The organism is Photobacterium piscicola (assembly GCF_900166965.1).
Classification (GTDB): domain Bacteria; phylum Pseudomonadota; class Gammaproteobacteria; order Enterobacterales; family Vibrionaceae; genus Photobacterium; species Photobacterium piscicola.
In genome coordinates this window covers 410,714-437,350 of record NZ_FUZI01000003.1, presented here as the reverse complement: position 1 = coordinate 437,350, position 26,637 = coordinate 410,714, and the positions used below count along the sequence as shown (strand labels likewise).

27 protein-coding genes are annotated in these 26,637 nt (G+C 39.3%); 11 read left to right on the top strand and 16 right to left on the bottom strand.

Annotated elements, in window-relative coordinates; all coding sequences use genetic code 11:
* Window positions 1-81 precede the first annotated feature (81 nt).
* The 10 genes from CZ809_RS10940 to CZ809_RS10895 form a co-directional block, all read right to left on the bottom strand.
* A complete protein-coding gene (locus tag CZ809_RS10940) occupies window positions 82-2,232 on the bottom strand; it encodes a dihydrolipoyl dehydrogenase family protein (RefSeq protein WP_080157666.1) in 2,151 nt (716 codons plus the stop codon).
* Window positions 2,222-2,791, bottom strand: a complete 570-nt coding sequence (locus CZ809_RS10935; protein WP_080157665.1) for a carboxymuconolactone decarboxylase family protein — start codon at window positions 2,789-2,791, stop codon at window positions 2,222-2,224. The genes CZ809_RS10940 and CZ809_RS10935 overlap by 11 nt, the downstream gene beginning before the upstream one ends.
* A 480-nt stretch (window positions 2,792-3,271) precedes the next feature.
* Entirely contained in the window at window positions 3,272-3,859 is a 588-nt protein-coding gene (locus CZ809_RS10930) for a TfoX/Sxy family DNA transformation protein (protein WP_080157664.1), read from the bottom strand.
* 366 nt (window positions 3,860-4,225) lie between these two features.
* Window positions 4,226-5,230 carry an HTH-type transcriptional repressor PurR gene (gene purR / locus CZ809_RS10925; RefSeq protein WP_080157663.1) on the bottom strand — a complete coding sequence of 335 codons (1,005 nt, stop codon included), beginning with the start codon at window positions 5,228-5,230 and terminating at the stop codon, window positions 4,226-4,228.
* Between the two features lie 379 nt (window positions 5,231-5,609).
* Complete coding sequence (locus CZ809_RS10920) at window positions 5,610-6,401, bottom strand: heme ABC transporter ATP-binding protein (RefSeq protein ID WP_080157662.1); 792 nt, start codon at window positions 6,399-6,401, stop codon at window positions 5,610-5,612.
* Complete coding sequence (locus tag CZ809_RS10915; RefSeq protein ID WP_080157661.1) at window positions 6,398-7,435, bottom strand: FecCD family ABC transporter permease; 1,038 nt, start codon at window positions 7,433-7,435, stop codon at window positions 6,398-6,400. The genes CZ809_RS10920 and CZ809_RS10915 overlap by 4 nt, the downstream gene beginning before the upstream one ends.
* A gap of 18 nt (window positions 7,436-7,453) precedes the next feature.
* On the bottom strand, window positions 7,454-8,362 hold the full coding sequence (locus tag CZ809_RS10910; protein ID WP_080157660.1) for a heme/hemin ABC transporter substrate-binding protein: 909 nt from the start codon (window positions 8,360-8,362) through the stop codon (window positions 7,454-7,456).
* Window positions 8,362-8,781 (bottom strand): ExbD/TolR family protein, encoded by a 420-nt coding sequence (locus tag CZ809_RS10905; RefSeq protein WP_080157659.1) that lies wholly within the window; start codon window positions 8,779-8,781, stop codon window positions 8,362-8,364. The genes CZ809_RS10910 and CZ809_RS10905 overlap by 1 nt, the downstream gene beginning before the upstream one ends.
* Window positions 8,778-9,479, bottom strand: coding sequence for a MotA/TolQ/ExbB proton channel family protein (locus CZ809_RS10900; protein WP_080157658.1), 702 nt, complete (start codon window positions 9,477-9,479; stop codon window positions 8,778-8,780). The genes CZ809_RS10905 and CZ809_RS10900 overlap by 4 nt, the downstream gene beginning before the upstream one ends.
* Window positions 9,480-9,482: 3 nt before the next feature.
* The gene (locus CZ809_RS10895; protein ID WP_080157657.1) at window positions 9,483-10,319 is read right to left on the bottom strand and encodes an energy transducer TonB; all 837 of its coding nucleotides are present in this window, start codon (window positions 10,317-10,319) and stop codon (window positions 9,483-9,485) included.
* A gap of 412 nt (window positions 10,320-10,731) precedes the next feature.
* Between CZ809_RS10895 and hutW the strand changes: the two genes are divergently transcribed.
* The 4 genes from hutW to CZ809_RS10875 all read left to right on the top strand — a co-directional run bounded on the left by hutW (window position 10,732) and on the right by CZ809_RS10875 (window position 14,007).
* Window positions 10,732-12,144 (top strand): heme anaerobic degradation radical SAM methyltransferase ChuW/HutW, encoded by a 1,413-nt coding sequence (gene hutW, locus CZ809_RS10890; protein WP_080157777.1) that lies wholly within the window; start codon window positions 10,732-10,734, stop codon window positions 12,142-12,144.
* A 42-nt stretch (window positions 12,145-12,186) separates the two neighbouring features.
* Window positions 12,187-12,714 carry a heme utilization cystosolic carrier protein HutX gene (hutX, locus tag CZ809_RS10885; RefSeq protein WP_370738017.1) on the top strand — a complete coding sequence of 176 codons (528 nt, stop codon included), beginning with the start codon at window positions 12,187-12,189 and terminating at the stop codon, window positions 12,712-12,714.
* 131 nt (window positions 12,715-12,845) lie between these two features.
* Window positions 12,846-13,403: a heme utilization protein HutZ gene (gene hutZ / locus CZ809_RS10880; RefSeq protein ID WP_080157655.1), complete on the top strand. Its 558-nt coding sequence runs from the start codon at window positions 12,846-12,848 to the stop codon at window positions 13,401-13,403.
* Between the two features lie 208 nt (window positions 13,404-13,611).
* Window positions 13,612-14,007: a hypothetical protein gene (locus CZ809_RS10875; protein WP_080157654.1), complete on the top strand. Its 396-nt coding sequence runs from the start codon at window positions 13,612-13,614 to the stop codon at window positions 14,005-14,007.
* A gap of 103 nt (window positions 14,008-14,110) precedes the next feature.
* Here the strand turns inward: CZ809_RS10875 and CZ809_RS10870 are convergent, their stop codons facing one another.
* A complete protein-coding gene (locus CZ809_RS10870) occupies window positions 14,111-14,686 on the bottom strand; it encodes a hypothetical protein (protein ID WP_080157653.1) in 576 nt (191 codons plus the stop codon).
* Between the two features lie 411 nt (window positions 14,687-15,097).
* Between CZ809_RS10870 and hypB the strand changes: the two genes are divergently transcribed.
* The 6 genes from hypB (at window position 15,098) to CZ809_RS10840 (ending at window position 20,941) form a co-directional block, all read left to right on the top strand.
* Window positions 15,098-15,832 (top strand): hydrogenase nickel incorporation protein HypB, encoded by a 735-nt coding sequence (gene hypB / locus CZ809_RS10865; RefSeq protein ID WP_080157652.1) that lies wholly within the window; start codon window positions 15,098-15,100, stop codon window positions 15,830-15,832.
* Window positions 15,833-15,834: 2 nt separating this feature from the next.
* The gene (locus CZ809_RS10860; RefSeq protein WP_080157651.1) at window positions 15,835-16,074 is read left to right on the top strand and encodes a HypC/HybG/HupF family hydrogenase formation chaperone; all 240 of its coding nucleotides are present in this window, start codon (window positions 15,835-15,837) and stop codon (window positions 16,072-16,074) included.
* Entirely contained in the window at window positions 16,071-17,192 is a 1,122-nt protein-coding gene (gene hypD / locus CZ809_RS10855) for a hydrogenase formation protein HypD (RefSeq protein WP_080157650.1), read from the top strand. Before CZ809_RS10860 ends, hypD begins: the two co-directional genes overlap by 4 nt.
* On the top strand, window positions 17,189-18,220 hold the full coding sequence (gene hypE / locus CZ809_RS10850; protein ID WP_080157649.1) for a hydrogenase expression/formation protein HypE: 1,032 nt from the start codon (window positions 17,189-17,191) through the stop codon (window positions 18,218-18,220). Before hypD ends, hypE begins: the two co-directional genes overlap by 4 nt.
* The gene (locus CZ809_RS10845) at window positions 18,220-18,576 is read left to right on the top strand and encodes a hydrogenase maturation nickel metallochaperone HypA/HybF (RefSeq protein ID WP_080157648.1); all 357 of its coding nucleotides are present in this window, start codon (window positions 18,220-18,222) and stop codon (window positions 18,574-18,576) included. The genes hypE and CZ809_RS10845 overlap by 1 nt, the downstream gene beginning before the upstream one ends.
* 1,597 nt (window positions 18,577-20,173) lie before the next feature.
* Window positions 20,174-20,941, top strand: coding sequence for an LlaMI family restriction endonuclease (locus tag CZ809_RS10840; RefSeq protein WP_080157647.1), 768 nt, complete (start codon window positions 20,174-20,176; stop codon window positions 20,939-20,941).
* A gap of 49 nt (window positions 20,942-20,990) precedes the next feature.
* Here CZ809_RS10840 and CZ809_RS10835 read toward each other — a convergent pair whose 3' ends face one another.
* Window positions 20,991-21,431 (bottom strand): ASCH domain-containing protein, encoded by a 441-nt coding sequence (locus CZ809_RS10835; RefSeq protein ID WP_080157646.1) that lies wholly within the window; start codon window positions 21,429-21,431, stop codon window positions 20,991-20,993.
* Between the two features lie 8 nt (window positions 21,432-21,439).
* Window positions 21,440-22,120 (bottom strand): Dcm methylase, encoded by a 681-nt coding sequence (locus CZ809_RS10830; protein WP_080157645.1) that lies wholly within the window; start codon window positions 22,118-22,120, stop codon window positions 21,440-21,442.
* A gap of 99 nt (window positions 22,121-22,219) precedes the next feature.
* Between CZ809_RS10830 and CZ809_RS10825 the strand changes: the two genes are divergently transcribed.
* On the top strand, window positions 22,220-23,530 hold the full coding sequence (locus tag CZ809_RS10825; RefSeq protein ID WP_080157644.1) for a DNA cytosine methyltransferase: 1,311 nt from the start codon (window positions 22,220-22,222) through the stop codon (window positions 23,528-23,530).
* Between the two features lie 61 nt (window positions 23,531-23,591).
* Here CZ809_RS10825 and CZ809_RS21555 read toward each other — a convergent pair whose 3' ends face one another.
* The 3 genes from CZ809_RS21555 to cybH all read right to left on the bottom strand — a co-directional run bounded on the left by CZ809_RS21555 (window position 23,592) and on the right by cybH (window position 26,628).
* Window positions 23,592-24,191: a Kae1-like domain-containing protein gene (locus CZ809_RS21555; protein ID WP_370738018.1), complete on the bottom strand. Its 600-nt coding sequence runs from the start codon at window positions 24,189-24,191 to the stop codon at window positions 23,592-23,594.
* A 1,139-nt stretch (window positions 24,192-25,330) separates the two neighbouring features.
* The gene (locus CZ809_RS10815; protein WP_080157642.1) at window positions 25,331-25,876 is read right to left on the bottom strand and encodes a HyaD/HybD family hydrogenase maturation endopeptidase; all 546 of its coding nucleotides are present in this window, start codon (window positions 25,874-25,876) and stop codon (window positions 25,331-25,333) included.
* Window positions 25,877-25,881: 5 nt separating this feature from the next.
* On the bottom strand, window positions 25,882-26,628 hold the full coding sequence (cybH, locus tag CZ809_RS10810) for a Ni/Fe-hydrogenase, b-type cytochrome subunit (protein ID WP_080157641.1): 747 nt from the start codon (window positions 26,626-26,628) through the stop codon (window positions 25,882-25,884).
* Window positions 26,629-26,637: the final 9 nt, after the last annotated feature.

Sequence of the window (26,637 nt, the reverse complement as noted above, 5' to 3'; positions counted from 1 at the left end):
TGACCAATGCAGCAGTTAACGTCAGCTTTTTTAAAGTAGAAAATGCTGTTATCACAATCGATATCCTTATTGGCGTAATGATTAATTACGCATCCAGTGGTGATATTTTTTGACCCAAGCAAGCAGTTTTTGAGGGGCATGGGCTTGTTTCCATACGCCAGCGGTGTATTTTGCACCTTCACTCATGGTTGGGTAAGGATGAATCGTGCCTAAGATCTTATTTAGCCCTAAGTTATGACGCATTGCGAGCGTAAACTCAGCTAATAAATCACCGCCATGGTGACCAACAATAGTGGCACCCAGAATCTTATCGCTACCTTTAGGGGTTAATATTTTAATAAAACCTTCATCATAACCATCAGCAATAGCGCGGTCTAAATCATCCAATCCATAGCGGGTGATTTCATAATCAATCCCTTGCGCTTGCGCTTCTTTTTCATTAATGCCAACTCTTGCTAATTCAGGTGCCGTGTAAGTGACGGCTGGAATAACTGAATAATCGACTTTAAATTTTTTAATGGCACCAAATAGGCTATTAACCGCGGCATACCATGCTTGATGTGCAGCTACGTGAGTTAATTGGTAAGGGCCAGCAACATCACCGACGGCATAAATATTAGGATATTGTGTTTGTAGGTATTGGTTTACAGCGACAGTGCCACGCTCTGTTGTGGTAATGCCGAGTTCCTCTAAACCAAATCCTTGCACATTTGCAACACGGCCTAAAGCGACCATTACTGCATCAAACTCGATGCTAACTTGTTGGTTGTTATGTTCAACGATGGCACGTTGAATTCGTTGACCATTATCATCAAACGTTGATTCAAATTGAACAGCATTATGTTGCAGTAAGATATTAACGCCATCGTGTACAAGCGATTGTTCAACTAATTGAGCAGCATCGCGATCTTCACGATTTAATAGCTGAGGTGATCTTTCAACAATAGTGACTTCGGCACCTAATCGACAAAAACTTTGTGCTAATTCACAGCCAATAGGGCCACCACCAAGGATTAATAATCGCTTAGGCAGGGCAGTTAATTGCCACACAGTATCAGATGTTAAGTAATTAACAGTATCCAAACCAGGTATGGCTGGTACTAATGGACGCGCACCCGTTGCGATAACAATATTACGGGTTGTAATACGGGTGCCATTCACTTCAACTTCCCATGGCGAGACAATAGTTGCATCACCGGTAATACAATTTACGCCAAGCTTACTGTAACGCTCGATAGAATCATGGGGTTCAATTTTAGTAATGACTTTATGAATGCGGCCCATCACTTGTGCAAAATCGATATTATCAATGTGAGCATCGATACCAAGTGCTGATGCATTTTTGATATCAGCCGCAGTATGTGCTGCACGAATAAGTGCTTTTGATGGAACACAACCAGTATTTAAACAATCGCCTCCCATTTTGTGACGTTCAATAAGAGTAACATCTGCTTTTACTGCGGCAGCAATGTACGCGCTAACTAAACCGCCAGAACCTGCACCAATGACAACTAGATTCTGATCAAAGCGAGCGGGCTTTTGCCATTGTTTGTATTGTTTTTTAATAGCCATTGTTTTCATGATCCATTTTGTAAGTAATGGGAAAATGCCAAGTAGAACTAAAGAGAATAAAACGGGGGCAGAGATGATGCCACTGAGTGAATCTATTTTTCCAAGTTGAGTACCCGCATTAATATAAACGGCAGTACCCGCTAACATTCCTAATTGGCTAACCCAGAAAAAAGTACGGGTTTTAATTATGGTTAATCCCATTAAAAGATTAATAAGGAAAAAAGGGAAAACAGGAATTAAACGTAAACTCAGCAGATAAAATCCGCCTTCTTTCTTTATGCCATCATTTAAGGTTGTTAAGCGGTTACCAAATTTTGCTTGTACCCAATCACGTAAAATAAAACGACTAGATAGAAAGGCCAGTGTTGCGCCTATTGTACTGGCAAAAGACACCATAATTAGGCTGGCCCAGAAACCAAATAAAGCTGCGCCTAATAAGGTTAATATTGATGCGCCAGGAATAGACAGAGCAGTGACTAAAATATATAAACTAAAAAAGCCAATATAAGATGTAATTGGATTTTCAATAATATAGTCTTGCAGGGTTAATTGTTCACGTTTAGCCGCTTCAAGGGTAAGGTATTGGCCAAGGTCAAAATAAAACCAAGTGCCAATAATTGCCAATATAACGGTAAGCAACAAAAGTTTATTACTTTTCATCGTGGCTCCTTTGTTGAGGCTGAATAGGTAATGAGCAAAAACCTTGTGCAGGAACATCTAGCGCAGTATTAAACTTAGCGGATAAATTTTGAAAACTCACTAATGCGGTTAATTCAATAATATCATCGCTGCTATACCATGTTGCAAGCGCTGCTAGCATTTCATCACTGACATGTTGATCGCTAAGAGTCATTGCTTCGGTATAAGCTAACACTGCTTGTTCTTGCTCTGAAAAGTGATCAGAAGATTGCCAGTGTGCAAGTGCTTTAATTTTTTCTAATGAATGGCAGCGCTCTGCTAATTTCATGCCATTAGCGTCAACACAGAAAGCACAATCATTTAGTTGTGATACTCGTACACAGACTAATGAACGTATCACTGCATCAATCGGTGATTTTTTACGATCAAGGTAACCAAAGAACAAAGCCACTAACCAGAAAAGCACTGGTTTTTGTCCCCATAGTTTCGCGGGATTGAGAATATTGCCAAAATGGCGTTTTTGAAGCCATAGCAAAGGTTTGACCCATAATGAGAATGTTTTTTTGGTTAATATACGCAAGGTATGTCCTTATTAAATGAGAATCACATCGACTCTTAAGTAGCAAGACCGAGGGAAGTGATATTGTATTTCATTTAATGACAAAAATTTTTATTATTCAAAAAATTATTAGATATAACAAAGAACAAATAACAATAATGAATGTATGAATTGTTACATTTTATGTGGTGAATGATGCTTTAGTGTGGTATTGGATAAATATTCGTTCAAGAACGTTAAAAATACGTTTTTATGAAGGATGTATCTATGATTTTCGATATAAAGAATAAACAGGATCTTGGATAACTATTTTTTCATGGAATGTGTATTTTTAATTGTGCTGTATAATTAATGTACACAGTAAGATGTGTTCAGAGGAAGTGCAGGTTCAAGTAAGGATAGTTTGGAAAGATTATATGCAGATATCGAATAAAATAAATTAAAGAGGCACTGAGCCTCTTTATTCTTAAGCGTCACTTAGCCAGTTGACGAATATATTTATTATAGTTTTGCGAGCAGTTCGTTACGTCTACTTTCTGGTATTACAGACCAATGTTGGCCATGTATAGCACCTTCTAGAGCCCATAATAATTCTAAACTTAATGATGCCTCTTGTGTTTTTTGTAATGCCTTATAGGCGTTGAGTGCACCAAGATCGTATAGTTGATCAATAGTTTGAATACCTGCTTTTTTGAGCATTCTTTCATTTGATAGGCGTAAGTTAGGTAAATCTTTTATCCTAGCTGGCGCGCAACATTCTTTTGCTTTTTTATCAGCAAGTGCTGCTTCAAGAGAATATTTAGCTTGCTCTATTATTTTTTCAGGTTCTTCCCACCATTCATCAAGAATTGCGTAATGTTTAGTTATTACAGGAAACCCACGTTTCTTATAGATGTACGGTTCTAATCCCGCTTGTTGAAACTCCTCTTCAGTTTTAGCGTTTGCTCTTAGGTGAAGTTTATTATTAACCACAAGTGCGAACATTGCTTCGCCTGCGAAAATACCAAAGCCACCAAACATAGAACGCGATTTAACATTACCTAAATGGTCTAATAATTTTAATGAGTTTTTTAATATTGGTTTATCCATACTTCTACTCGGTGAATAAATGAGTGTCACCTAACATTAAAGTAGTCGTAAATTGACTTATTATTAAAGTTATTTACGAGAGAATTTTCCTACTCTAAATCATCCATGTATCACTTTATAAATAATATTATCAATATAGAAGTATTATTTATAATTTGTAAGTCTTTTGCTTACTATTATATGTATTTACAAGACCTATTATATTCGATCTTTTAAAAAGGTAAGTTTTAATATTAATTAAAGCTGATGAATCTGTGAGTTTGTTCATGTTTTTGAGAATAAGATATTTTTTGTAGGATCATCGAGCGAAATTCATTAGCTATAAAAAAGCCAATAAAAATATTGGCTCAATCAAAAGGGGGCGTGTTAGCGTAAATCCTTTACTGACTTGCGCTCAACGATGGCTGGCGTCATTTCAAAGATTTGAGGTTCATGATCTTTGTTCTTCATGCGTTCCATTAAAATCTTAATGGCGGTTTTACCTAAACGACGCTTTGGCTGATGGATAGTTGTTAATGGTGGCGCGAAGTAAGGCGCAAGATCAATATTGTCGTAGCCAATAATTGAAATATCACCAGGAACGCGTAACCCTGCTTGTTCAAAAGTACTGATCAGTGCCATTGCCATAATATCATTGAAACAGAAAATGGCGGTTGGGCGATCTGTCATTGCAATATACTTCTCAGCAGCTTCAACGGCTGAATCACACTCAAAGTCACCTTCAAGAATCCAGTTTTCGTTAACCGCTAAGTTTGCTTCTGCCATTGCTTTATTAAAGCCTTTTAGGCGTTCACGACACGTTGATTTATCGTTGTGGCCTGATAAACAACCGATACGGCTATGACCATGATCGATAAAATACTTAGTCGCAATGTAGCCACCTTGCTCAGCATTATCCTGAATTTTATCAGTATGTGGGCTTTCTGGACCCCAATCCATCACTACCATTGGTAGGTCTTTTTGACGCTCAAGTAGATCCAGTAATTTCTGATCAAGATCAGAACACATTACCAATAAGCCATCGACACGCTTTTCTGCAAGCATGCGCAAGTAATCATATTGTTTAGAAAGGTTACCTTCAGTGTTACATAAAATGAGCGTGTAACCTTCACGGTAGCAATACTCTTCAACACCATGTACAACCTCAGCAAAAAAAGGGTTGGTTGACTTAGTGACTAGCATGCCAATTGTACGGGTTGTATTACATTTTAGGCTACGCGCAACAGCACTTGGTGCGTAGTTAAGCTCTTCAACAGCAGCAAGTACTTTTTTCTGTGTTGCTTCTGCGACAAAGCGCGTTTTATTGATCACGTGTGAAACTGTTGTAGTTGAAACGCCAGCCATACGTGCAACATCTTTAATGGTTGCCATATTTATTCTTCTAATAATGGGTGCTAGAGATGTTTCTAGCTAATCGTGAGGTACCAAATTGAGTAATTACTGAGATGAATATAATTCAATGTTTTTCGGTAAAGTCTCTCGTTAATTATTCAATTTGGCACCAATAATGTGTCTACTGCATACTTAAATAGTATTAACACTAAAAGCCGCATTTATTCGCGGCTTTATAATTATTGCATATTTTTCAAGTGTAATCGCTTGCGTTCACATTTTACTGAGTGTTACGCGTAGTGCAACGTTTCAATTGTCTGGGAGTAAATTATTTGATAACTATCAACAAAAAATCGTAAATTTCAGTAATTTTACTGAAATTTACAAGAGATAATCAAAAAGACGATGAACTTTAATACTAGGATAGTAGATAAGGATAACCATGAACAGGGTGGAGATGTACGGAAATGTTCCAACCGTAGACATTGTTAATTATTTCAGGTTGTAATGCTTGCCATGGTGATCCATCGGCTTGAATCTTACCGTGTTGAATAATGACCATACGTTGAGCATATTGCGCAGCTAAGTTGAGATCATGTAATACGATGATAACCGCGGCACCTTTTGCTGCCATGGTTTGTGCCATTTGTAGCGTTTTATGCTGGTGGGCGAGATCTAAGGCAGATGTTGGCTCATCTAACATTAGAATACATTTATCATCAGCTTGACTGAGTTGTGTTAGCACGCGTGCGAAATGGATTCGTTGTTTTTCACCCCCTGATAACGTGGGATATAAGCGTGGTGCAAGATGAAGAACATCAGTATTACGCATGGTTGTGAGGGTGATATCGTCAATTTCTTGGCGTGACAAACATAGCGGCATAGTGCCAAGTTCAACCACTTCTTTACAGGTAAAGGCGAAAGACAGCGAACTGTGTTGCGGTAAAATACCTAAATGGCACGCCAATTCAGATCGTTGCCAATCTTCAATATCGCGATCAAAAAATGTAACCAGACCACTTTCAGGTGTCATTTCACCGCAGAGTATTTTAAGTAACGTGCTTTTTCCTGCGCCATTAGGCCCAAGTAGCGCCGTTATTTCACCCGCTTTTATATCAATATTAAAGTCATCTAATAATACTTTTCCTGCCAATGTTAATTGCAAATCACGTGCCGAAATGACAGTTGGGCGTGCAGAGGTTACCGTCATGCGATTCTGCCTTTTTGTTTATTCAATAGATAAATGAAGAATGGAGCGCCTAAAATAGCGGTAATAATACCAACGGGGAGTTCTTGTGGTGCAAAAGCACTACGCGCGATCATATCTGCGACAAGTAAAATTAAAGCACCTAGAATAGCTGAGATTGGCAATAACGTTTTATGATTAGGGCCTGAAATCATGCGCCCTAAATGGGGGATCACCAGACCAATAAAGCCAATAGGACCTGTAATAGCAACGGTAATCCCCACACCAGCAGCACATACAATAATTAAACTGCGCTTTAGATGTTGAACATTAACACCCATATGACGAGCTTCAGCTTCTCCTAATAAAAAGGCGTTCAATGCATTAGCTTGGCGATAACAATAATAATAGATAACAATGAGGCTCACAAAGGCAAGACAGATACTTGACCAAGTCGCCCCTGCAAGTGATCCCATTGACCATAATGAAAAATCACGTAGCGCTTGATCATCGGCAATATAGTTAAGTAGCCCCAAACCAGCACCAGAAATAGCACCAATTGCGACACCTGCTAATAGCATTACCACGACAGATGTGCCGTTTTTATCAGTGCCGAGGTGATACACCAAATATGTGCTCAGCGCGCCACCCAAAAAAGCGAAGAAGGGCACAGCACCAATATTCATTAATAAAGGGTATTGCGCCATTAATGGGGCAAATAAAATGATCGCAAACGCAGCACCTAGGCCAGCACCTCCTGAAATACCAATAATGCCCGGATCTGCAAGAGGATTACGAAACAACCCTTGTAGCACCGCTCCGCAGATCGCAAGTATGGCACCAATCGCAATACACAATAATGTTCGTGGTAAGCGTATTTGATGGATCACTAAATCAACATGGGTGGCGAGTTGATGCTTACCTGGTAATAAAGATAAAAAACTGTCTTTATAACTGATATCCATCGGTCCAATAGCGATAGAGCTTAATAGTGCAAAGAGTAATGCACCTAGACTAATCGAATAAATGACATGGGGTGAAATACGACTAACGTTCATGGTGACATTTATCTCAGATTACGATTGTGGGTAAAAAACATGATTAAGACGCATGGCTTCATTAATACTATGAATGCCTAAGCCACCAATTAATGCCGTACCATCAATCACGGCAATGGCATTATTTTTTGCCGCAGGAGTGGCTTCTAATACCGGCATTTTTTTGATGAGTTGTGCCATATTTTTAATTGAGGCTGTGGTGCGGCTGCTAAGTAAAATAATGTCGGGTTGCATTTGCAAAATAGCTTCGGTTGAAACTGGCTTATAGTTTGCGATAACGGCTGCCGCTGGGTTTATTGCTCCCGCTAAAGTAATAATACTGTCAGCGGTGGTATTTTTGCCAGCAACGCTTATTGGTCGTCCATCATGAATCATTAAGAACAATACTTTTTTCGGTTGAGTCTGATGAGTATTGTTTTTTTCGATGTTTTTTACTGTCGCTGCGATAGTTTGCTTAAGTTGCTGTGCTTGTTGTGAATGTTGGGTTAAGGCCGCAACTTGATCGATTCGATGCAGTAAATCAGACACCGTTTCGCCACCGTTAACAATATCCACCTCAATTCCCGATTGTTTTAAAAGGGTTAATGTCTTTGGTGGCCCCATTTCATCAGAGCCAATAATACGAGTGGGGGCTAAAGCAATCAGGCTTTCCGCTGACAGTTGACGGTGATAACCGACTTTAGGCATATCATCCGCTACAAGGGTTTTACTGGTAACATCGACAGCTATTAATTGCTTTTCAGCCCCTAAAGCGTTAATGATTTCTGTAATAGCCGCACCTGCACTAATAACTCTTGCAGAACTTGCTTGTGCATGGGCGAGAGGACTAAATATGCTTGAAGCTGTGATAAATAGTGTTGCTGATAACAGTATTTCTTGAGAAACATGACGCCAAGGTGAGGCGATAAAAGAACGGTAGCTGTCCATTATTGTTGATCTTCCATTAATAGTTGCGTGGCTTTAATGTCATTTTTTTGTAGAAAAGCTAATAACTTGAGCATTTGTTCTACGGATGCTTTTTTATCAGCACCAATAACGACAGGCTTATCTGAATGTGCTTTTACAGCGGCTAATAATTGCTGTGAAAAGTTGTCCCAGTTGTCGACCGATTGACCGTCTAATGCCCAATAAGGTTCAGTCGCAACCAGATTTATCGTGATCGGATCGGCCTTGGTTGTTTGTAATATTTGGGTTGAGGTCTGCGGCAATTCCACATCTAATGATTTAATTTTTACTGTTGCGGTAAGTAATAAAAACACCATAACAATAAAGATGATATCCAATAAAGGCGTTAAATCAGGATTGAGTTCGTCTGCATTTTGCTGACTATTATTGATACTAATCATGCTGATTTGCCAGTGTAAGCAGGGTTTTCTTCACAAGTATCACATGGCTTTACTGGGCTATTACCGACATCAATATTCATGCCTTCTAACCATAAATTACAACGGTTTAAGCTGTGCTCCAGTTTCGCCATAATGCTATCGGCCCATAAACCTAATAGCTGTGAGCCTGTAATAGCGGGCAGGGCAATAATTAAGCCAGCCGCTGTTGTACGCATTGCTAAACCTAAACCATCAGCAAGATCACTTGGCGTAACCGAGCCTGTTGATAGGGCAATGCCTTTAAACATTTCAATTAAGCCCAACACCGTACCAAGTAAACCTAATAACGGACTAATCACACCAATTAAACTCAGTAATCGTAGCCCTGAACGTAATTGCTGGCGCTGTTGAAGTAACCAAATACCCGCGGCATCTTCACGTAATGGTTTCGTGAAATGACGATGAGAAATAAGCATTGCAATGCCTTTACACAGTAATGGTCGTTGATGCTTAAGTTGGTCTGCTAACTGATCTAGCGCACGATCATCATGTCGATTCTGTTTATCTAAAAGGGCGGTGATTTTGGTTTTTCCAACGCCCGTGCAGAGTAGTACTTGTATAAAACGCTCGACGAGAATCATGATCGTTAGTGCTGAGCATGTAAGCAGCGGCCATGTCATAAGGCCAAATTGTTGGGTGAGGTTGTCGATAACAGTCATGGTTTAGTCCAGTTTAAAACGTACAGGGATCTGTACTCGGTGGGCAATCGCCTTACCGTTCACAATATGAGAAGAAAAATGCCATTTCTTAATCGCCGTAATTGCTGCGTTATCTAAGATATGAGCACCGGATGATTTGATCAGTTTTTGTTTGAGTTGTTGTCCTTTTATACCAATCCAGACTTCAATCAGTACTTGACCCTCAATTCCGCGACGTTTGGCTAATTTGGGGTAATTGACAGCGCCAGGTCGTGTCACAAAGGTCGGCTTTGATACCAATTGTAATGCTTGTGTTCCTGCATTATCGACAGCTGTGGCTGCTGTTTTATTCGATTGATTTGACAGTGCTTTTGTTGATTTCAGCGCTGTTTTTGTATCCGTCATCGTTGTTATAGCTGATGATGTCTGCTTTAAAGGTTTTTTATGCGTAAGCTGCTTCTTTTTTACTGAGGTGACGTTTTTTATTGGGGTAACGCTATTTTTAGTCGGCGGTGTAGTTTTCTTTTTCGGTGGTGCAGTTTTTTTAAGTGTTGGGGCTTTTTTAGGGACGGTTTTATCCACTGTTGCGGTCTTTGCTAAGCGCTTCATAGTCGATATAACTGGGGGCTTTACTGGCGCAGACTTTGTTGGTACTGATTCTGTCGGGGTGGATACTGGCGTTACCGTTGGTGGTGGTGTTTTCGCCACAGCAGGTGGAACTGCAACGAAGGTTAAACTAACGTGTGGAGTATCGCTTCCCATCGTCAGTGTGATTGGATCTTTGGCTGGCATAGCAGCAAGAAACATACTATGAACCAATAATGATACCGCCCCTGCGGCAACGTAACGTTTTGTATTCACTATTATTACCTAAAAATAACACTAAAAAGAACGTTGTCGATAGTGATTGAATATTGATGCAAAATACCACCCCTTGTGTGTACAGTCCGTTTTGTCAGCATTTTCATGTGGTTACTTAGATAACCATTAATATAGACTCTTTATTTTTAGCCATTATCCACGAAATGCGAATAATATCAATTATCATTTGCAATATTATTCAATGCAAAATATCATGGCCGAAAATGAGATAAAGAATCATTGATGGGAATGGCAATGCACCGTTTCTGCATTGAAATATCTTGAAATAAGCAGCTTGAAAAGTGATAGCAAATAATCATAAATGATGTGATGTGGGTCGATTTGTCGCCAACCTTATCGAAGTTACACATCACAAGTTACTGAAGAGGGGCTAGTGGATATAGCCATTAATATGATAAATGCCGAACAACCTATATTGCCTATAAATACGCCAGCTAGTTTGGATATATCTAGTTTTGGTGGTGATATATTTGGAGAAAATACGCCGGATCCGTTGCGATTTGGTTTTCGACGTAAATTATCGGCACATGCTGGTGGTGGCAGTCATAATCCTATTGCTCCAGACCAAATACAGCCGTTAGCACAGCAGATTTTGCAGCTAACAGACCCACCTTTTAATAAGCGTTGTTTATACGTTCATATTCCATTTTGTCGTGTACGTTGTACTTATTGTAGTTTTTTTGAATATGCATCAAGCCAACGTCTGATTGATGATTATTTTGCAGCATTAATGGTTGAGCTTAAGTATAAAGCCGCGCAACCATGGACGCAGGCTGCACCTTTTCAAGCGGTCTATATTGGTGGCGGTACTCCGACAGATTTAACTGCGGCACAAATTAAACAACTCGGCACCATGATTCGCCATCACTTTCCGTTAGCCTCTGATTGTGAGTTAACGCTAGAAGGGCGAATTAACCGTTTTAGCGATGAAATGTTTGAATCGGCACTTGAAGGCGGGTTTAACCGTTTTTCTTTTGGTGTGCAAAGTTTTGATACACAAGTGCGCCGTAAAGCAAAACGTTTAGATGATCGTGACATAGTGCTGAAACGCGTCAATGAGTTAGCGGCAACCGATCAAGCGCCAATTGTGATTGATTTACTCTATGGACTGCCATACCAGAATCTTGATGTGTGGCAACAAGATTTAAATGATTTTCTTGATTCTGGTGCCCATGGTGTTGATTTATATCAGCTGATTGAAATGGGCAATACGCCAATGGGGAAAATGGTTGAACAAGGCCGTTTACCAGAGCCGGCTGATACTATGACTAAAGCTTCAATGTTTGAAATGGGGGTAGATTATATGGCTAAACATCATCTACGCCGTTTAAGTGTTAATCATTGGGCGCGCGATAACCGCGAACGAAGTTGCTATAACAGTCTTGCTAAAACCACCGCAGAAGTCTTACCGCTAGGGGCGGGTGCAGGGGGCAATGTTGGCGGTTATGGTTATATGCAACATCGCAAACTTGAACGTTATATGGATGATGTTAATAACCAACGAATTCCACTCGCGATGATGGTTAAATCATCACCTCATGCTGCGGTTAATACGGCAATTAAAGCGGGCTTTGATCGTGGAGTGATTGTTGCAAAACAACTCGATAAGCAAGCCGGTTGGCCATTGTTTAGTTTTTGCATGCCATTATTTCAACAGTGGCAACAACATGGTTTTGTTGAAATAGAACAACTCGGGCATCACCGCTATTTAAATCTGACGTTAGCGGGGCAATTTTGGGCGGTAACACTGGCGCAAGCCTTGATTCAAGTAATAACGACTGCAACGGTAAAAGCACAATCTTAACCGTGTGAAAATTAAATTTATTAGCTAATTGTAATTAAAAGGATGATAACTGTGTTTACTCGCTATTCTCATGATGAATTAAAAACGAAAGTTGCTCAAATATTGCAGCAGGATGAAAAACTTCATGCAGGTGCAATTGCTGAACAACTACAGGTTACAGAAGGTGAAGTGGTGTTATCGCTGCCATCTGAGTTAGTTTTTCCATTGGCTGGCAATGTGGCACAAACCATCGTAGAGGTATTACCGAGTTGGGGGCCAGTTACGGCCATCGTGCATTCAATGGGATCTATCTTTGAAGTAAAAGCACCGTTTCCCAAAGGAAAATTAGCCCGCGGTTACTATAATTTAATGGGTAAAGAGGGTGAATTACATGGTCATCTACGATTAGATTTAGTTGAGCATATTGCATTAGTCAGTAAGCCATTTATGGGTCAGGAAAGCTATTTTATAGGTTTCTTTGCCGAACACGGTGAATGTATCTTTAAAGTCTATTTGGGGCGAGATAAACAGCGCAACTTATTCTCAGATCAAATTGAAAAATTTCAACAGCTCAAACTACTAGCAAATTAAATGTTTGGTTTATGAGACCCCGTCATTAGTTAAAAAGAACCATTATTTTAAAAACATGAGTTAAAAATATAATAACAATATAAAAATAGAATGTTAGTCAGTCTGCATTAAAAAGGAAGAAGGGAAATAAAATGGGTGAAGTAAAACAAGAACGACTGCAAAACCGTTTAGGACCAGAGATTAAAGAATTTCGTGAAGCGTGTTTAACACTGCAACTGGCGACGGTTGATATTAATGGCAAACCTAATGTTAGTTATGCACCTTTTGCGTTACTTGATGATGGGTATTACGTCTTAATTAGTCAGATTGCCAAGCATGCGCGTAATTTACTGGAAAATCCTCAAGTCTCTCTCATGATGATTGAAGATGAAACCACGGCCAAAACGTTGTATGCCCGTAAACGATTAACCTTTGAAGCTGATGTGAGTGTGGTTGAGCGTAATAGTGATCGTTGGACATCGGCAGTGGTAGCGTTACGGGATCGCTTTGGTGAGATAATTGATGGTTTAAGTGGCTTAGAAGATTTTGTCTTATTCCGCTTAGCACCAACGCAAGGGCTATTTGTAAAAGGGTTTGGTAAAGCGTTTCAAGTTAGTGGTGATGATTTAGTGGATTTTGTTCATTTAGAACAAGGTCACCGTCGGATTAAAGATGGCTCTGAAATTGAAACGCCAACGGATAAATTATAAATAGCATTTGTTCGCAGCCGTAAAATAAACCTACTCATGCCTGTCGATTTATCGCAGGCATGTGTTCGTTTAGGGCGTTATAGCAGACCCTAGCGACAGTAATGATCGAGAAGTTGATCCCGATCATCGTAATTTAGAGCGAAACTTGAACTCAAGTAAATATCAGTGATAATTAACTTATACATTGCTTATTTATTCGGACCATATGATGACGGAAGAACATAAAAAGGGTATTTGGTTTGCATATATTGCCAGCTTTCTAACCCCGTTTACTTTATTATTATCAGGGATTATCGCCATTATTTATGCTGGCTATAAACTTGATAAAGGCGCTGATGAAGTTGCCTATAGCCATTACTACACCATTATTCGTAGCTTCTTTTTGTTTCTTACTTTTTTTGTGGTGTTGGGTGTGTCGGCAGCAACAACAACGGGCATGATTGCAGGTGCTGAATACTGGATTCATAGTGAGATTCTGGATAAGGCGTTGAACGTATTACCGTTTATTGGTGGTGCTATTGCTATCGTTGCGATAGTGGTGTGGTTTGCAAAAATCATTAACGGCATGAAATTGTTAAGTCAAAATCAAGCGGTTAAACTGTAGTTATATATTCTATTCATTAGAGATAAAACAGTAGATATAAAAAAGGATAATCGTTTGATTATCCTTTTTTTTGAATAAAAGCTTATTCAGTTATTTTGCGCAATTATTTTTTAAATTGCATAACAAGTTGATCTAATTGTTTTAGTAGATCAGTTGTTTTTGAATCTTGCTTTTTCATTGCATCAATAACGTCATCTTGTACTTGCTTGTCTTGCTTGCTGATTGCAGGATCATTTAAGATTGAACGTTGTTGCTTCTCAAGCGTAGTACGAATAGTTGTGAATTCTTTAATCAACTCAGTACGCTTGTCATTTGAAATGTCTTTCTTCGTTGCTTCAACTTGAATTTCTTGAGCACGCTTGATTAGTTTTTCTGGTTGGTAGCCCATTGCTTTAACTTTATTGTTAAATGCTGTTTCGTAAGCTTTCATCTCAGTGATCAGTTGCGGGTTTGCTTTTAATGTTTTCACACGAATAGCAGCAAGTTCTTGCTGGATTTTACCAATTTCAGCGGCAACGTGTTGTTGCTCTGCTGTGATTTTTTGAGATGCTACCACAGAGGCATTCGGAGCATCTTGAGCCATCGCTACTGTTGGTGCAGCTGCAAATGCACAAGCTAACGCAACGGGTGCAGCTAATTTTAGAAGCTTGGTTTTTAAGTTAGATGTTTTTGTTTGCATTATGGTTTCTCTTTTGTTCGATGAATAACATTCTTATTCAAGAAGGCGTGAGAGAGCATTAAAAGCAAGTCTCATCGTGATTAATCTTGAAGTGCTTATGACATAACATACGCGTCAAAATTTAGGGTTATGTCATATCATTGTCATTAAGTCTGAAGCTAAACTGAATTGTAAACACATACTTTATCAGTTCATCAGTAAGGACGATATATATATATAATCAATCTAATGATCCGCTAAATAAATTATCACACAAATTGATTTATCCGCTTAAAGCATAGATAATCGACACTCATAATTCTCAGAATTTGAGTGTTCAATAATCTGAACTGAATCCTGTTTAATTTTCCTACCGTTTAGCCATTTTTTGATTAAAACGATAGCTGAAAGCCCCTCTATGCTGGAGTTCATATGTGCCAAGATTGCGGTTGTTCATTACCAAGAGGTGATCATCATCATCACCAACTACAAGCAAACCCTCAATTAAATGATAAAAAGACATTATCAGTTATTCATAAAATTCTAGATAAGAATGATGTGGAGGCTGCACATAATCGCGCCCATTTTGAAGCACAAAATGTGACTGCATTTAATTTGATGAGTAGCCCTGGTAGCGGTAAAACCACATTACTGGAGCATTTACATAAGTATACCGATTTAAAATATGCAGTTATTGAAGGTGATTTAGAAACTTCGCGTGATGCTGATCGCCTAAAAGCACACGGTATTGACGCATACCAAATTCAAACAGGTTCTGCGTGTCACCTTGATGCCTTCATGGTTCACGGTGCGTTACACCATGTTGATCTTAAAAATCTTGATATTTGCTTTGTTGAGAACGTGGGTAACTTAGTTTGTCCTGCAAGTTACGATGTGGGTACGCATAAAAATATTGTTTTAGTTTCTGTTCCAGAAGGCGACGACAAGATTGAAAAATACCCAGTGATGTTTCGTCGGGCGGATGTGGTTCTGATCACTAAATGCGATCTATTACCGTATTTTGATTTCAGCATTGATGAAGCGAAAGCACAACTGAAGAAACTGAATCCTAATGTTGAAGTGATTACGCTATCAACCAAAGATGAAGCAACTTTTGCGCCTTTAGTTAAGTGGCTAACCGCTAATCAACGTCCACAGGAAGCGTAATTATGTGTTTATCGATTCCATCGCAAGTTGTAGAGATTCACGAAGATAATACCGTCACGGTTGATACTATGGGCGTAAAACGTCGCGTAAGCTGTCATCTCTTAATGGACCCGCTTGCTATAGGTGAGTATGTATTGATCCATATCGGTTTTGTCATGAGCAAAATTGATGATAAAGATGCGCAAGAAAGTCTTGAAATGTATCAGTTTATTATGGATGAATCAGGGCCACTTCCAATATGAGTTTCGATCTAAAAAAACTGTATGAAGGCTTTCGTGATGCCGATACAGTATTGAGTTTAGCTGAACAGATTAAGCAACTTGCGGTTGATTTACCTGAGCCGATGCAAGTAATGGAAGTGTGTGGTGGTCATACTCATACCATTATGAAGTATGGTTTAAAGCAGCTATTACCCGAGAATATTGATTTTATTCACGGCCCAGGTTGTCCTGTGTGTGTTATGCCTAAAGAGCGCATTGATCACGCTGCGGCATTAGCGAGTCAACCTAATGTGATTTTAGTTACTTTAGGCGACATGATTCGTGTTCCTGGTTCAAAAGGCAGCTTGGCACAATATCGCGCTCAAGGGTGTGATATTCGACCAATTTACGATCCGTTAGATTGTTTAGCCATTGCGCTTGATAATCCAGATAAAGACGTGGTTTTCTTTGCGATTGGCTTTGAAACCTCAACCCCAATGACGGCTATTTTGATTGAACTCGCCGAGCAACGTCAGATCAATAACCTTTACTTTCATATTAACCATGTATTAGTGCCACCTGCAATTGATGTAGTAATGGCTGATCCTGCAGTGAAAGTAAATGCGTTTATTGGTCCTTCACACGTAAGTGTCATTGAAGGTGCCAAAATTTATCGCTCGGTAGTTGAAAAATACCAAACGCCAGTCGTGGTTGCAGGGTTTGAACCCGTTGATGTGATGGAATCTATTCTGCGCTTAACCAAGCAAAGAGTAGCAGGCATTGCTGAACTTGATGTGCAATACACACGCGCGGTAACAGAAGAAGGTAATACGGTTGCTCAAGCGGCGGTTAAACGTTGTTTTGATATTCGTGATAGTTTCCGCTGGCGTGGTTTAGGTCCGATTGCTAACTCAGCATTACAACTTAATGCAAAATATCGTCATCGTGATGCTGAAATTAAATTTGCTGCTTGCTTGCCAATGACACCGATTGATGATCATAAAGCCTGTCAATGCGGTGATATTTTGCGTGGTTTAGCAAAGCCAAAAGATTGTAAAGTCTTTGGTCGTGGTTGTACGCCACAAACGCCACTTGGCAGTTGCATGGTGAGTTCAGAAGGTGCGTGTAATGCGTATTTCCGTTACCGAGGTGTAAAATGAGTGAACAAGATTTCTCCGCTTTATCGACTACAAAATCTATTCAACTAAGTCATGGCGGTGGCGGTCAAGAAATGAATAAACTCATTAAAGGTTTATTCTTTAAAGCGTTTGATAATGCGATTTTGCGTAGTGAAGAAGATGCTGCGGTATTAACCCTTGAAGGCAAAACAGCCTTTACCACTGATTCATTTACAGTGTCACCGTTGTTTTTTGCTGGTGGTAACATCGGTAAATTAGCCATTGCAGGCACTGTGAATGATTTAGCGATGATGGGCGCACAACCGCAATATTTAAGTTGTAGTGTGATTATCGAAGAAGGGTTTGAAATCGATAAGCTTAAAACCATCGTGAGTAGCATGGCCAACGAGTTAAGCATTTCAGGTGCTAAAATCGTTTGTGGTGATACTAAAGTAGTGCCTAAAGGGTGTGCTGACGGTATTTTTATTAATACCACCGGTGTTGGTAAAATCATGCAATCAGGTATTTCAGTACGTAATCTTGCTGATGGTGATGCAATTATTGTATCGCGCGATGTCGGTCGTCATGGCGCGGCTATTTTAATGGCGCGTGAAGGCTTAACCCTTGAATCTGAGCTTATCAGTGATTGCAATACGCTATGGCCTGCGGTTGAAGCATTAATTGCGGCAGGGCTTGATATTCATGCAATGCGTGATGCAACCCGTGGCGGTTTATCTGCGGTATTAAACGAGTGGGCGCAAGCATCTGATGTGGGTATTAGCCTTGTTGAAGATGATGTTCCTGTCAGTGAAGAAGTGCGTGGCCTATGTGAATTATACGGGTTTGAACCGTTTGATTTAGCCAACGAAGGCACCTTTATTATTGCATTGCCTCAAGCACAAGCGCAAAAAGCATTAGAAGTGCTTGAAGCCTTTGCCGCTTGTGAAAACGCAGCTGTGATTGGTTCAGTTAATAATGATCATACTGGTCGTGTAATTTTAACCAGTGGTTGGGGTAGTCGTCGTTATCTTGACCTTCCTCAAGGTGAATTATTACCGAGGATCTGTTAATGCATGAGTATTCCATTGTTGGCGCTTTAATCGAACAATGCGAACAACATGCTCGTGATAACAATGCAGACAAAGTCACCCGTGTTGCGATTAAAGTCGGCATTTTAAGTGGGGTAGAACCTGCCTTACTTGAAACCGCTTTTCAGACTTTTAAGCTGGAAGGTATTTGCCATGACGCTGAGTTTGAAATGAACATTCAGCCGCTGGTGTTATCCTGCCTCGAATGTGGTCAAGAAACCATTCATAACGAGCGCAGCATTATTTGTCAGCATTGCGGTAGTAATCATACTCAGGTACTTGATGGTGAAGATCTAATGCTAATGCAGCTTGAAGTCGAGCAAAGCAAAGACGCATAAGTAGCGATTATCGCTAAAAAAAGGCTGTATCAGTTAATACTGATATGGCCTTTTTGTTGGAGGAAAATCAGGTTCGAGTCATCGAGTCATCGAGTCATCGAGTCATCGAGTCATCGAGTTACTTTACCCCCGCCATTCCCTACAACGAATGCCAACTTAACCCCGTCATTCCCTACAGTGAATGCCCGCGAGGGCGATAGGGAATCTACTATCCACGCGTTGTAGAATACTTTTTTTGCTGATGTCTGTAATGCTCAAGCACGCGGTGAATAGATCCCGGATAGTTTCGTTCCTCAACTTCCGGGATGACGGATAATAGGCTGTATCATTTTCAACAATAAATGCACTAACTAACCCCCGTCATTCCCTACAGTGAATGCCCGCGAGGGCGATAGGGAATCTACTATCCACGCGTTGTAGAGTACTTGTTTTTGCTGATGCCTGTGATGCTCAAACATGCGGTGAATAGATCCCGGATAGTTTTGTTCCTCAACTTCCGGGATGACGAGAAAATAACCTTTGTCATTCCTTTCGATAAATGCCACCCTCAACCCCGTCATTCCCTACAGTGAATGCCCGCGAGGGCGATAGGGAATCTACTCTCCGCGCGTTGTAGAGTACTTGTTTTTGCTGACGTCTGTAATGCTCAAATACGTGGTGAATAGATCACGGATAGCCCTCGTTCCTCGACTTCCGAGATAACGGATAATAGGCTGCATCATTTTCAACAATAAATGCACTAACTAATCCCCGTCATTCCCTACAGTGAGGTTACGAACGAGATAGGGAATCTACTAACCATACGTTGTAGAGTGACTGTATTCATTGGTGTCTTTTATGCTCAATCACGCGGTGAATAGATCACGGATAGCCCTCGTTCCTCGCCTTCCGAGATGACGGATAATAGGCTGCATCATTTTTAACAATAAATGCATTAACTAATCCCCGTCATTCCCTACAGTGAGGTTACGAACGAGATAGGGAATCTACTATCTGCGCGTTGTAGAGTGACTGTATTCGCAGGTGTCTGTAATGCTCAAACACGTGGTGAATAGATCACGGATAGCCCTCGTCCATCGACTTCCGATATGGCGGATAATCGGCTGTATCATTTTCAACAATGAATGCACTAACCAACCCCTGTCATTCCCTACAGTGAATGCCCACGAGGGAGATAGGGAATCTATTATCCACGCGTCGTAGAGTTAGTGTTTTCGGTGGGATTCTAACGTATTTTCATTGGCATCTTTGAGGCTCAAATACGCGGTGAATAGATCACGGATAGCCTTCGTTCCTCGACTTCCGAGATGACGGATAATAGGCTGCATCATTTTCAACAATAAATGCACTAACTAACCCCCGTCATTCCCTAAAGGGACTCTGCTCGTAATAATCTGCATATTTTTTAAGTTGTGATCGAACGTATTTATTGTAGTTTATTGATAATTCTAGTATTAATTTTTAAATGACGATATTATTTATCTGTTGGTTTTATGATTCATATCATGAATCAATCAGATTAATATGAAACATAATGTATTAGTCATTAATAGGTGGTAAATATAAAGTACAAATTAATAATTAGATCGTAGGATATATGACTAATAAACAGCAAATAATCAATAGATTTATGTCTCACGTAAAAGGGAAAATATTTGACCCTACAGGTTATAATTTACGTCATGATGGTAGGGAGGGACATTGGTTAGAAATTCAAATGGGTATTACACCAAATGGAGACAATCGTCCTGATTTATTAGGTTTTGAAATGAAAAATCAAACTAGTTCTGGCAAAACTACATTTGGTGATTGGTCACCAGATTTAAACTTATGGGGCCGAAACACATCAGATATAAATATTGGTAGGTTAGATAAAGATACTGAATTCCTTCCATATTTTGGTACACCAAACCCACTAAAAAACAACCGAATTTCTTGGTCTGGTTCAGTTGTTCCTAAAATTGGTAGTTATAATAATTATGGACAAAAGTTAATTATTACAAGTAACAGCGATATTCAGGCTGTATATTCATTTGAACATGATCAAAGAACAGATAAATATGAAATTATTCCTGAAAATTTACAACGATACATTGTTCTTGGGCAATGGACTAGAGATGTAATAAAAACAAAATTAGAAAGAAAATTCAATGACCAAGGTTGGTTTAAGTGCCTTAAAGATTCTAATGGCGTTTATACTGAGATAGTATTTGGTCAACCAATTAATTATGATTCATGGTTAAGACTTGTTGAAGATGGTACCGTTTACTTTGATTGTGGTATGTATCAAACTAATTCAAGGCCTTATGCACAATGGCGTGCAAATAATGAATATTGGGACTCCCTGATTACGGAGAGATACTAATAAAAGCAATACGACTAGTTTTATAAACTAGTCGTATTTTTATTTATAATCAAATAACACCAGAATTAATATTTTTTATTTTTTTTATTATAGAAGGGTCTAAATAACGGTAACTTTGCCCAGGAGAAAAACCATTGAATTCATCCCTCAACTCTTTTAGTGTAATTTTATTTTTATATATTACAAGTTCAGAAATCTCAAGGGCATGACATGATGATTTATCTATAAGATATTTTGACATTCTATTTGAATATTCTTCTGTAGCACTGATCTCATGCATGAGACTTGTGAAATCAGAATGGTAATGATGCTTAACAATAAAGCTACCAATAATAGCCATCACAGGTTTAGAACAATATATAAATATTTTTGATGATATATTTAAGTCATTTAAATTTGGAAATTTTTTTCTAAATTCAAATACTTTATCACCAGATATTATCTCTCTCACGTAATGAGGTCTAATCGATAATAAAATATACTTTTCCATAGAATACCTCATAACTTATTATTTGCTTCAAACACGGCCTTAGCAAATCCTCTCGGAGTTGCTGAGCGAATATTTTTTGTTTTTAAAGATTTACCACCAAGCTTTTTATGCTGATCTGAATAACCTGTTAAAATTGGCACTGGTTTTTTTTCTGGCATAATAAATCCATTACCTGACCAAATACATGTTTTTTTGGGATACGCATCTTGTGGTTTTATATAGTCAGGGTATAAAGGGTGATAATCATCAAATAAAAGATAACCTCCATATTCGTATGGATGGAATATATAATTTGGTTTACGCCACAATGTACTAATAACACTTATCGGATTCTCTAAAGCCCACGGGCAATCAAAATGATCACCAATGGCATCAACTAATCGAACTAGTTTCATCGCATCATTTTGAAAATTTGGATTTTTATTTCTTTTCTTCTCAAAGTGAGCAGCTCCAGAAACAGCTAAATCAGTACATTCAGGAAAGCCAAAAATAAAACTAATATCTTTCCCTGTAATATTTTCAATTTTAGACAAATCATCATCTAGCCACATACCAACTTGAATAATATTACCAAACCTATGAACACCTTCTTTATGTTGAGCATCAAAGCAATAACAAAGATAACCCGCATCAGCCCATGGTTTTGCCATTATTCCTGTGTAATCAAAAAGAAATATTGCTTTCTTCATGCTTATTCCGTGTTTATCCATAGATAATAATATATTACTATTTGCCTGTATATAGGTACAGTGATAAAATGCCTGGTCAAAAACAGGATAAGTGAAGTTATGACAACTGAAATTATAGATAAAGCTCAATATATCAAAGAATTAAGGGAGAGGCTTGGACTTGGAGCAACAGAAGTTGCAAATCTTTTAGGCTTAAACTCAACGGGTGATCGAACTGTTCGTGGTTGGGAAAAAGGTGAGCATGAACCAACTAAGGCAAAGTGGAATGCAATTTTAAATTTAGAAAATGAATTAGAAGAACATCATAACAATGCTCCCTTTAAGCAAAAAGCGCTGGTAGATTCAGATTTTAGCTTTATTGATCTATTTGCAGGTATTGGTGGTATTAGGTTGCCATTTCAAAAATTAAACGGACATTGTGTATTTACATCAGAATGGGATAAGTTTGCACAAAAAACTTACCTTGCTAATTACGGTGAAATGCCAAATGGTGATATTACTCAAATCAAAACGAAAGATATTCCAGATCATGATGTTTTGCTTGGTGGATTTCCTTGCCAATCGTTTTCACAAGCAGGTTTAAAACAAGGTTTTAGTGATACACGTGGAACCATGTTTTTTGAAATTCAGCGTATTCTCGCAGAAAAAAGACCAAAAGCATTTTTACTTGAAAATGTTAAGCAAATTCAAAGCCATAATAAAGGTGAAACGTTAAAAACCATTTTGGCTATTTTGCGTGGTGAATTTGAGCAAGAGATTCCAACTGATGTACCTATGAGTGAAGATGCACGAAGTGCATTATCTAAAAAGCTGAATTACTGCGTTGATGTAAAAGTTTTACGTGCAGGTGATTTTGGAATCCCACAAAATAGGGAGCGAGTCTTTTTTGTTGGATTTGATCGTGATGCATTTGGTTTAGATGAAAGTATAAAACTTGAAGATATCTTTACTTGGCCTATTGGTGAAAAAACCACAACTCGTGTAGGTGACATTCTACAGCCTCAGATTGAATTATATGTCGATAAAGACAAGCACGATAAAGATCGTTTTACTATTTCTGATAAGTTGTGGACTGGGCATAAAAAACGTAAAGAAGAGCATAAAACAAAAGGGAATGGTTTTGGTTATTCGTTATTCAATGCTGAAAGCGAATATACAAATACAATAAGTGCACGCTATTATAAAGATGGATCTGAAATACTAATTGATCAAAGCCATCTTGATAAAAATCCAAGAAAGTTAACACCAAGAGAGTGTGCAAATTTACAAGGTTTTCCTCATAACTTTATTGTTGATGCTGTATCACAAGGTCAAATATATAAGCAATTTGGTAATTCTGTATGTATGAAAGTTATTGATGCTGTAGCAGAGCAATTAGTAATTACTCTAAAAAAACTCGATAAAAAATAACCCCACAAAAAAGCCCCATCACTTAAAAGCAATGGGGCTATTTAATTCAATAGAATAAACCTTAACGGCGGCGCATTTTCAAGAACAAGGCACCAGCACTTAAGTTGCTGCCATCAAGTTCTAACTTGCGGTTTGTTACGATAGGGAAGTTCTTACCTACACGTAAGCAGATGCGATCTGCTAGCACTTCATTAGCAAAGTCACTACCTGCAAGGGTAACGGCTTTAATGCCAGTGGTTTCGTCCATACGTTCGATCCAGTTAGCAATATAATCAGCTAATGAGTCCATTACACCAAAGGCGAGTTTGTCATAGTCGACTTCATCAACCACTAAACTGAAGCTCATTAAACTGCCAAGCATTTTTGCCCAATCAATGGTGCGTTTGCTATTTACCATGTCTAATGAAAAATCAACACGATGACCTTGGTTACTATCATTGTGTAGTGATTTAGCGATCAGTGCATCGTTAAGATATTGAACGCTATCATGCCCCGATTTTGATAGGCCAAGAACCGTTGCGACAACAGCAAATAAGCCTGAAAGTTGATCATTACACTCATTCAAGACTAGCTTGTTAAGATCATTATAACTCACCGGTATTTGGTGCTTAAACTTAGCCAAAACATCCGCTTGCTCACCCGCAGCTAATACTGCAATCATTTCTGTGCCAGAATGTGGCAGGGTAGGCATCACTAAGAACGTATCTGTACGAGTGAATTTATCTTGGCTGACAATTTCACCAGCAGCATAACGACCAAAATAAATCGCGGCACTATGACGACCAACACCTGATTCTAACATTCCGCCATGCAATGCACAGATAGGCAAGGTATGAGCGGGAACATCATTAGCATGATTGGGTTGGTAATCAAACCGAATGCGGCGTTTGCTCCAATAGGCGTTTAGGCCATTGATGCAAGCTTGATCGTGCAAAGGCTCAACCGATTTAAACGGCACTAGAGGATGAATAGCAGGATCACTACAAACCTGACTCCACCCTTTATTAATGCGTGCAATTAACGGTTGTTGATGATTGGTTTCAATGTGTAAATAATCGATACCACGCACACGCAATATTTCAGTGAGTACTGTTAAGACGCGATTGTAGCTAAAGCAGAGATCATATAAAGGTTGATCAAGCTGAGCATGGTGACGTTTAGCGCGAACAGTGACACGGGGTTTTTCTAAGCTTGATAACGCTAATACATGGATTGATGGCACGATAAAATGCATCGGTACATTATTAGGGTTACAGATAATAACTTGTTGACGCTGGTGCTGTGTTGCAGCAATCGGACCACGGCTTAGATGAAACTCGTGTTGTTGGTTGTTAGGCAGCGGTAAGCTAAAGCTAACATGACCCGTGTTCATTACCGTATCAGCCCATTGCTGAATTTGTTCATTGCTAATCGATGAATCAACCAGTTTTTCACCATGGCAATGGGAACAGGTAATGCCAATCTCACCAAAGAGTTCAGATTGGTTATCACCAAGAGCGGGTTCGCAATAACTGCAAAACGGTAAGTGATGTGGCGTTGTTGTTAAAGGAACAATACGCCCTTCACGGTGACGAATTTCTTTAATTGAAGAGTCAATCAGCCAAATAGACAGTAAAAAATCTTTTGCTATTTTGTCTGCTAGTGCTTCAAGTTGTGGTTGGGTGCCAACGGCTTCAATGATATAACGATTTTTTTCATAGCCAATGGTAATTTCTACTGGCTGGCTCGCTAAATAATCGTTACATAATTGCGCATAGAAGGGCACAGGACGTGAACAGGTAAAAGAAAACTGAATTAATTTCATTGTTCAATACCTCGCTTGTAAGCAGTTGGAATCAGGCTATTAATATCAATATTGTTCACTTTTTCGCAATCTATGTCGAGTGCGGAAAGGTGTTTAATCAATGCAGACTCCATAATCGGTATTGCAGCATTAATTTTAGACGTTAAACCCATGTGCATAGGTTCTAAAACTGTTGGTGTTACCCCTAAAACATACGTTTTTGGACGATCGCCAACCAATTCCATCATGATTAATGTTTGTAGCATTTCAACTTCGTGAGCACTACCTTGCCAATCGATTTCAGCAGGGGCTTTATCAAAGTCAAAGAAATACACTTCACCAGCATCTACATCGGCGGCATTAACAGTATCAACCACAACCAGGTGGTCGTATTGGGTTAATGTCGGAATAAGACAATGTGCTAACGTGCCGCCATCAATAAGATCAATCTGATGGTCGGGGTGCGTAAAGCGGTAATTTTCTGTGAGATAATTGACGAAATGTACGCCGACTCCTTCGTCGGCGTACAAGACATTGCCAATACCAAGCAGCAATATCTTCATTTGCGCTAGTGGCCTTTATTTTTTGAATGACTATTGTGGTGAGCATGATGCTGGACTGGATGATTGCCTTTATCTGCTTTTTTTACGTTTACTGGGTGGTAATCGTAACCAGACATAATGGCATCAGCTGAACCGTTACGGAAACGGATCCCTGTCCAAATCACCATATACACGTGGATCAATACAAAAATAATGAATGCCCAAGTAATATAATGGTGCCATTTACGCACTTCATCTAACCCGCCCATCGCGTATGCGACCCATTGAGCAGGTTCCCACATCATGCCACCAATACCTAAGTGGTACACATTAGCATATAGCGTTAAGCCAGTCACACACATGAAGATGGCAGCGATAGAAATCCCTGCGTAAACCATGAGTTGCAATGGACCATAAGCGCCACGGTGGGGTGCATTACCCATCCAAAAATAAGCTTTGATCTGTTTTACCCAGCTCTTTGGACTGATGATGTCCTGAATTGAGCGGCGTTCAACATTACTGTGGCTGAAAAAGAACAGATAGACACGAATTAAGGTCACGGCAATTAAAATAAAGCCTAACACCTCGTGTACTAAACGGATCCAGCCTTGCTCAAGCACATTGGTGCTATTGGGTGCAACTAAAAACGGCCAAGCAATATAAAAGCCAGTAACAACTAACCCAAAAATTGCAAAGGCACGCAACCAGTGACATAAACGGATAATGAATGAAAATACATAGGATCGTTTATACAACACGGTATCTGTTGACATGATAAATCC

Excerpts from the sequence above, each read along its gene's own strand:
- CZ809_RS10825 (WP_080157644.1), top strand. The coding sequence starts at position 22,220 with ATGACAACTGAAATTATAGATAAAGCTCAATATATCAAAGAATTAAGG.
- CZ809_RS10860 (WP_080157651.1), top strand. The coding sequence starts at position 15,835 with ATGTGTTTATCGATTCCATCGCAAGTTGTAGAGATTCACGAAGATAAT.
- purR (WP_080157663.1), bottom strand. The coding sequence starts at position 5,230 with ATGGCAACCATTAAAGATGTTGCACGTATGGCTGGCGTTTCAACTACA.
- CZ809_RS10835 (WP_080157646.1), bottom strand. The coding sequence starts at position 21,431 with ATGGAAAAGTATATTTTATTATCGATTAGACCTCATTACGTGAGAGAG.
- CZ809_RS10830 (WP_080157645.1), bottom strand. The coding sequence starts at position 22,120 with ATGAAGAAAGCAATATTTCTTTTTGATTACACAGGAATAATGGCAAAA.
- hypD (WP_080157650.1), top strand. The coding sequence starts at position 16,071 with ATGAGTTTCGATCTAAAAAAACTGTATGAAGGCTTTCGTGATGCCGAT.
- hutX (WP_370738017.1), top strand. The coding sequence starts at position 12,187 with ATGATAACTGTGTTTACTCGCTATTCTCATGATGAATTAAAAACGAAA.
- CZ809_RS21555 (WP_370738018.1), bottom strand. The coding sequence starts at position 24,191 with ATGATTGCAGTATTAGCTGCGGGTGAGCAAGCGGATGTTTTGGCTAAG.
- CZ809_RS10840 (WP_080157647.1), top strand. The coding sequence starts at position 20,174 with ATGACTAATAAACAGCAAATAATCAATAGATTTATGTCTCACGTAAAA.
- CZ809_RS10905 (WP_080157659.1), bottom strand. The coding sequence starts at position 8,781 with ATGATTAGTATCAATAATAGTCAGCAAAATGCAGACGAACTCAATCCT.
- hutW (WP_080157777.1), top strand. The coding sequence starts at position 10,732 with ATGATAAATGCCGAACAACCTATATTGCCTATAAATACGCCAGCTAGT.
- CZ809_RS10900 (WP_080157658.1), bottom strand. The coding sequence starts at position 9,479 with ATGACTGTTATCGACAACCTCACCCAACAATTTGGCCTTATGACATGG.
- hypB (WP_080157652.1), top strand. The coding sequence starts at position 15,098 with ATGTGCCAAGATTGCGGTTGTTCATTACCAAGAGGTGATCATCATCAT.
- CZ809_RS10875 (WP_080157654.1), top strand. The coding sequence starts at position 13,612 with ATGACGGAAGAACATAAAAAGGGTATTTGGTTTGCATATATTGCCAGC.
- CZ809_RS10815 (WP_080157642.1), bottom strand. The coding sequence starts at position 25,876 with ATGAAGATATTGCTGCTTGGTATTGGCAATGTCTTGTACGCCGACGAA.
- CZ809_RS10845 (WP_080157648.1), top strand. The coding sequence starts at position 18,220 with ATGCATGAGTATTCCATTGTTGGCGCTTTAATCGAACAATGCGAACAA.
- CZ809_RS10940 (WP_080157666.1), bottom strand. The coding sequence starts at position 2,232 with ATGAAAAGTAATAAACTTTTGTTGCTTACCGTTATATTGGCAATTATT.
- hypE (WP_080157649.1), top strand. The coding sequence starts at position 17,189 with ATGAGTGAACAAGATTTCTCCGCTTTATCGACTACAAAATCTATTCAA.
- CZ809_RS10915 (WP_080157661.1), bottom strand. The coding sequence starts at position 7,435 with ATGAACGTTAGTCGTATTTCACCCCATGTCATTTATTCGATTAGTCTA.
- hutZ (WP_080157655.1), top strand. The coding sequence starts at position 12,846 with ATGGGTGAAGTAAAACAAGAACGACTGCAAAACCGTTTAGGACCAGAG.
- CZ809_RS10930 (WP_080157664.1), bottom strand. The coding sequence starts at position 3,859 with ATGGATAAACCAATATTAAAAAACTCATTAAAATTATTAGACCATTTA.
- CZ809_RS10910 (WP_080157660.1), bottom strand. The coding sequence starts at position 8,362 with ATGGACAGCTACCGTTCTTTTATCGCCTCACCTTGGCGTCATGTTTCT.
- cybH (WP_080157641.1), bottom strand. The coding sequence starts at position 26,628 with ATGTCAACAGATACCGTGTTGTATAAACGATCCTATGTATTTTCATTC.
- CZ809_RS10870 (WP_080157653.1), bottom strand. The coding sequence starts at position 14,686 with ATGCAAACAAAAACATCTAACTTAAAAACCAAGCTTCTAAAATTAGCT.
- CZ809_RS10920 (WP_080157662.1), bottom strand. The coding sequence starts at position 6,401 with ATGACGGTAACCTCTGCACGCCCAACTGTCATTTCGGCACGTGATTTG.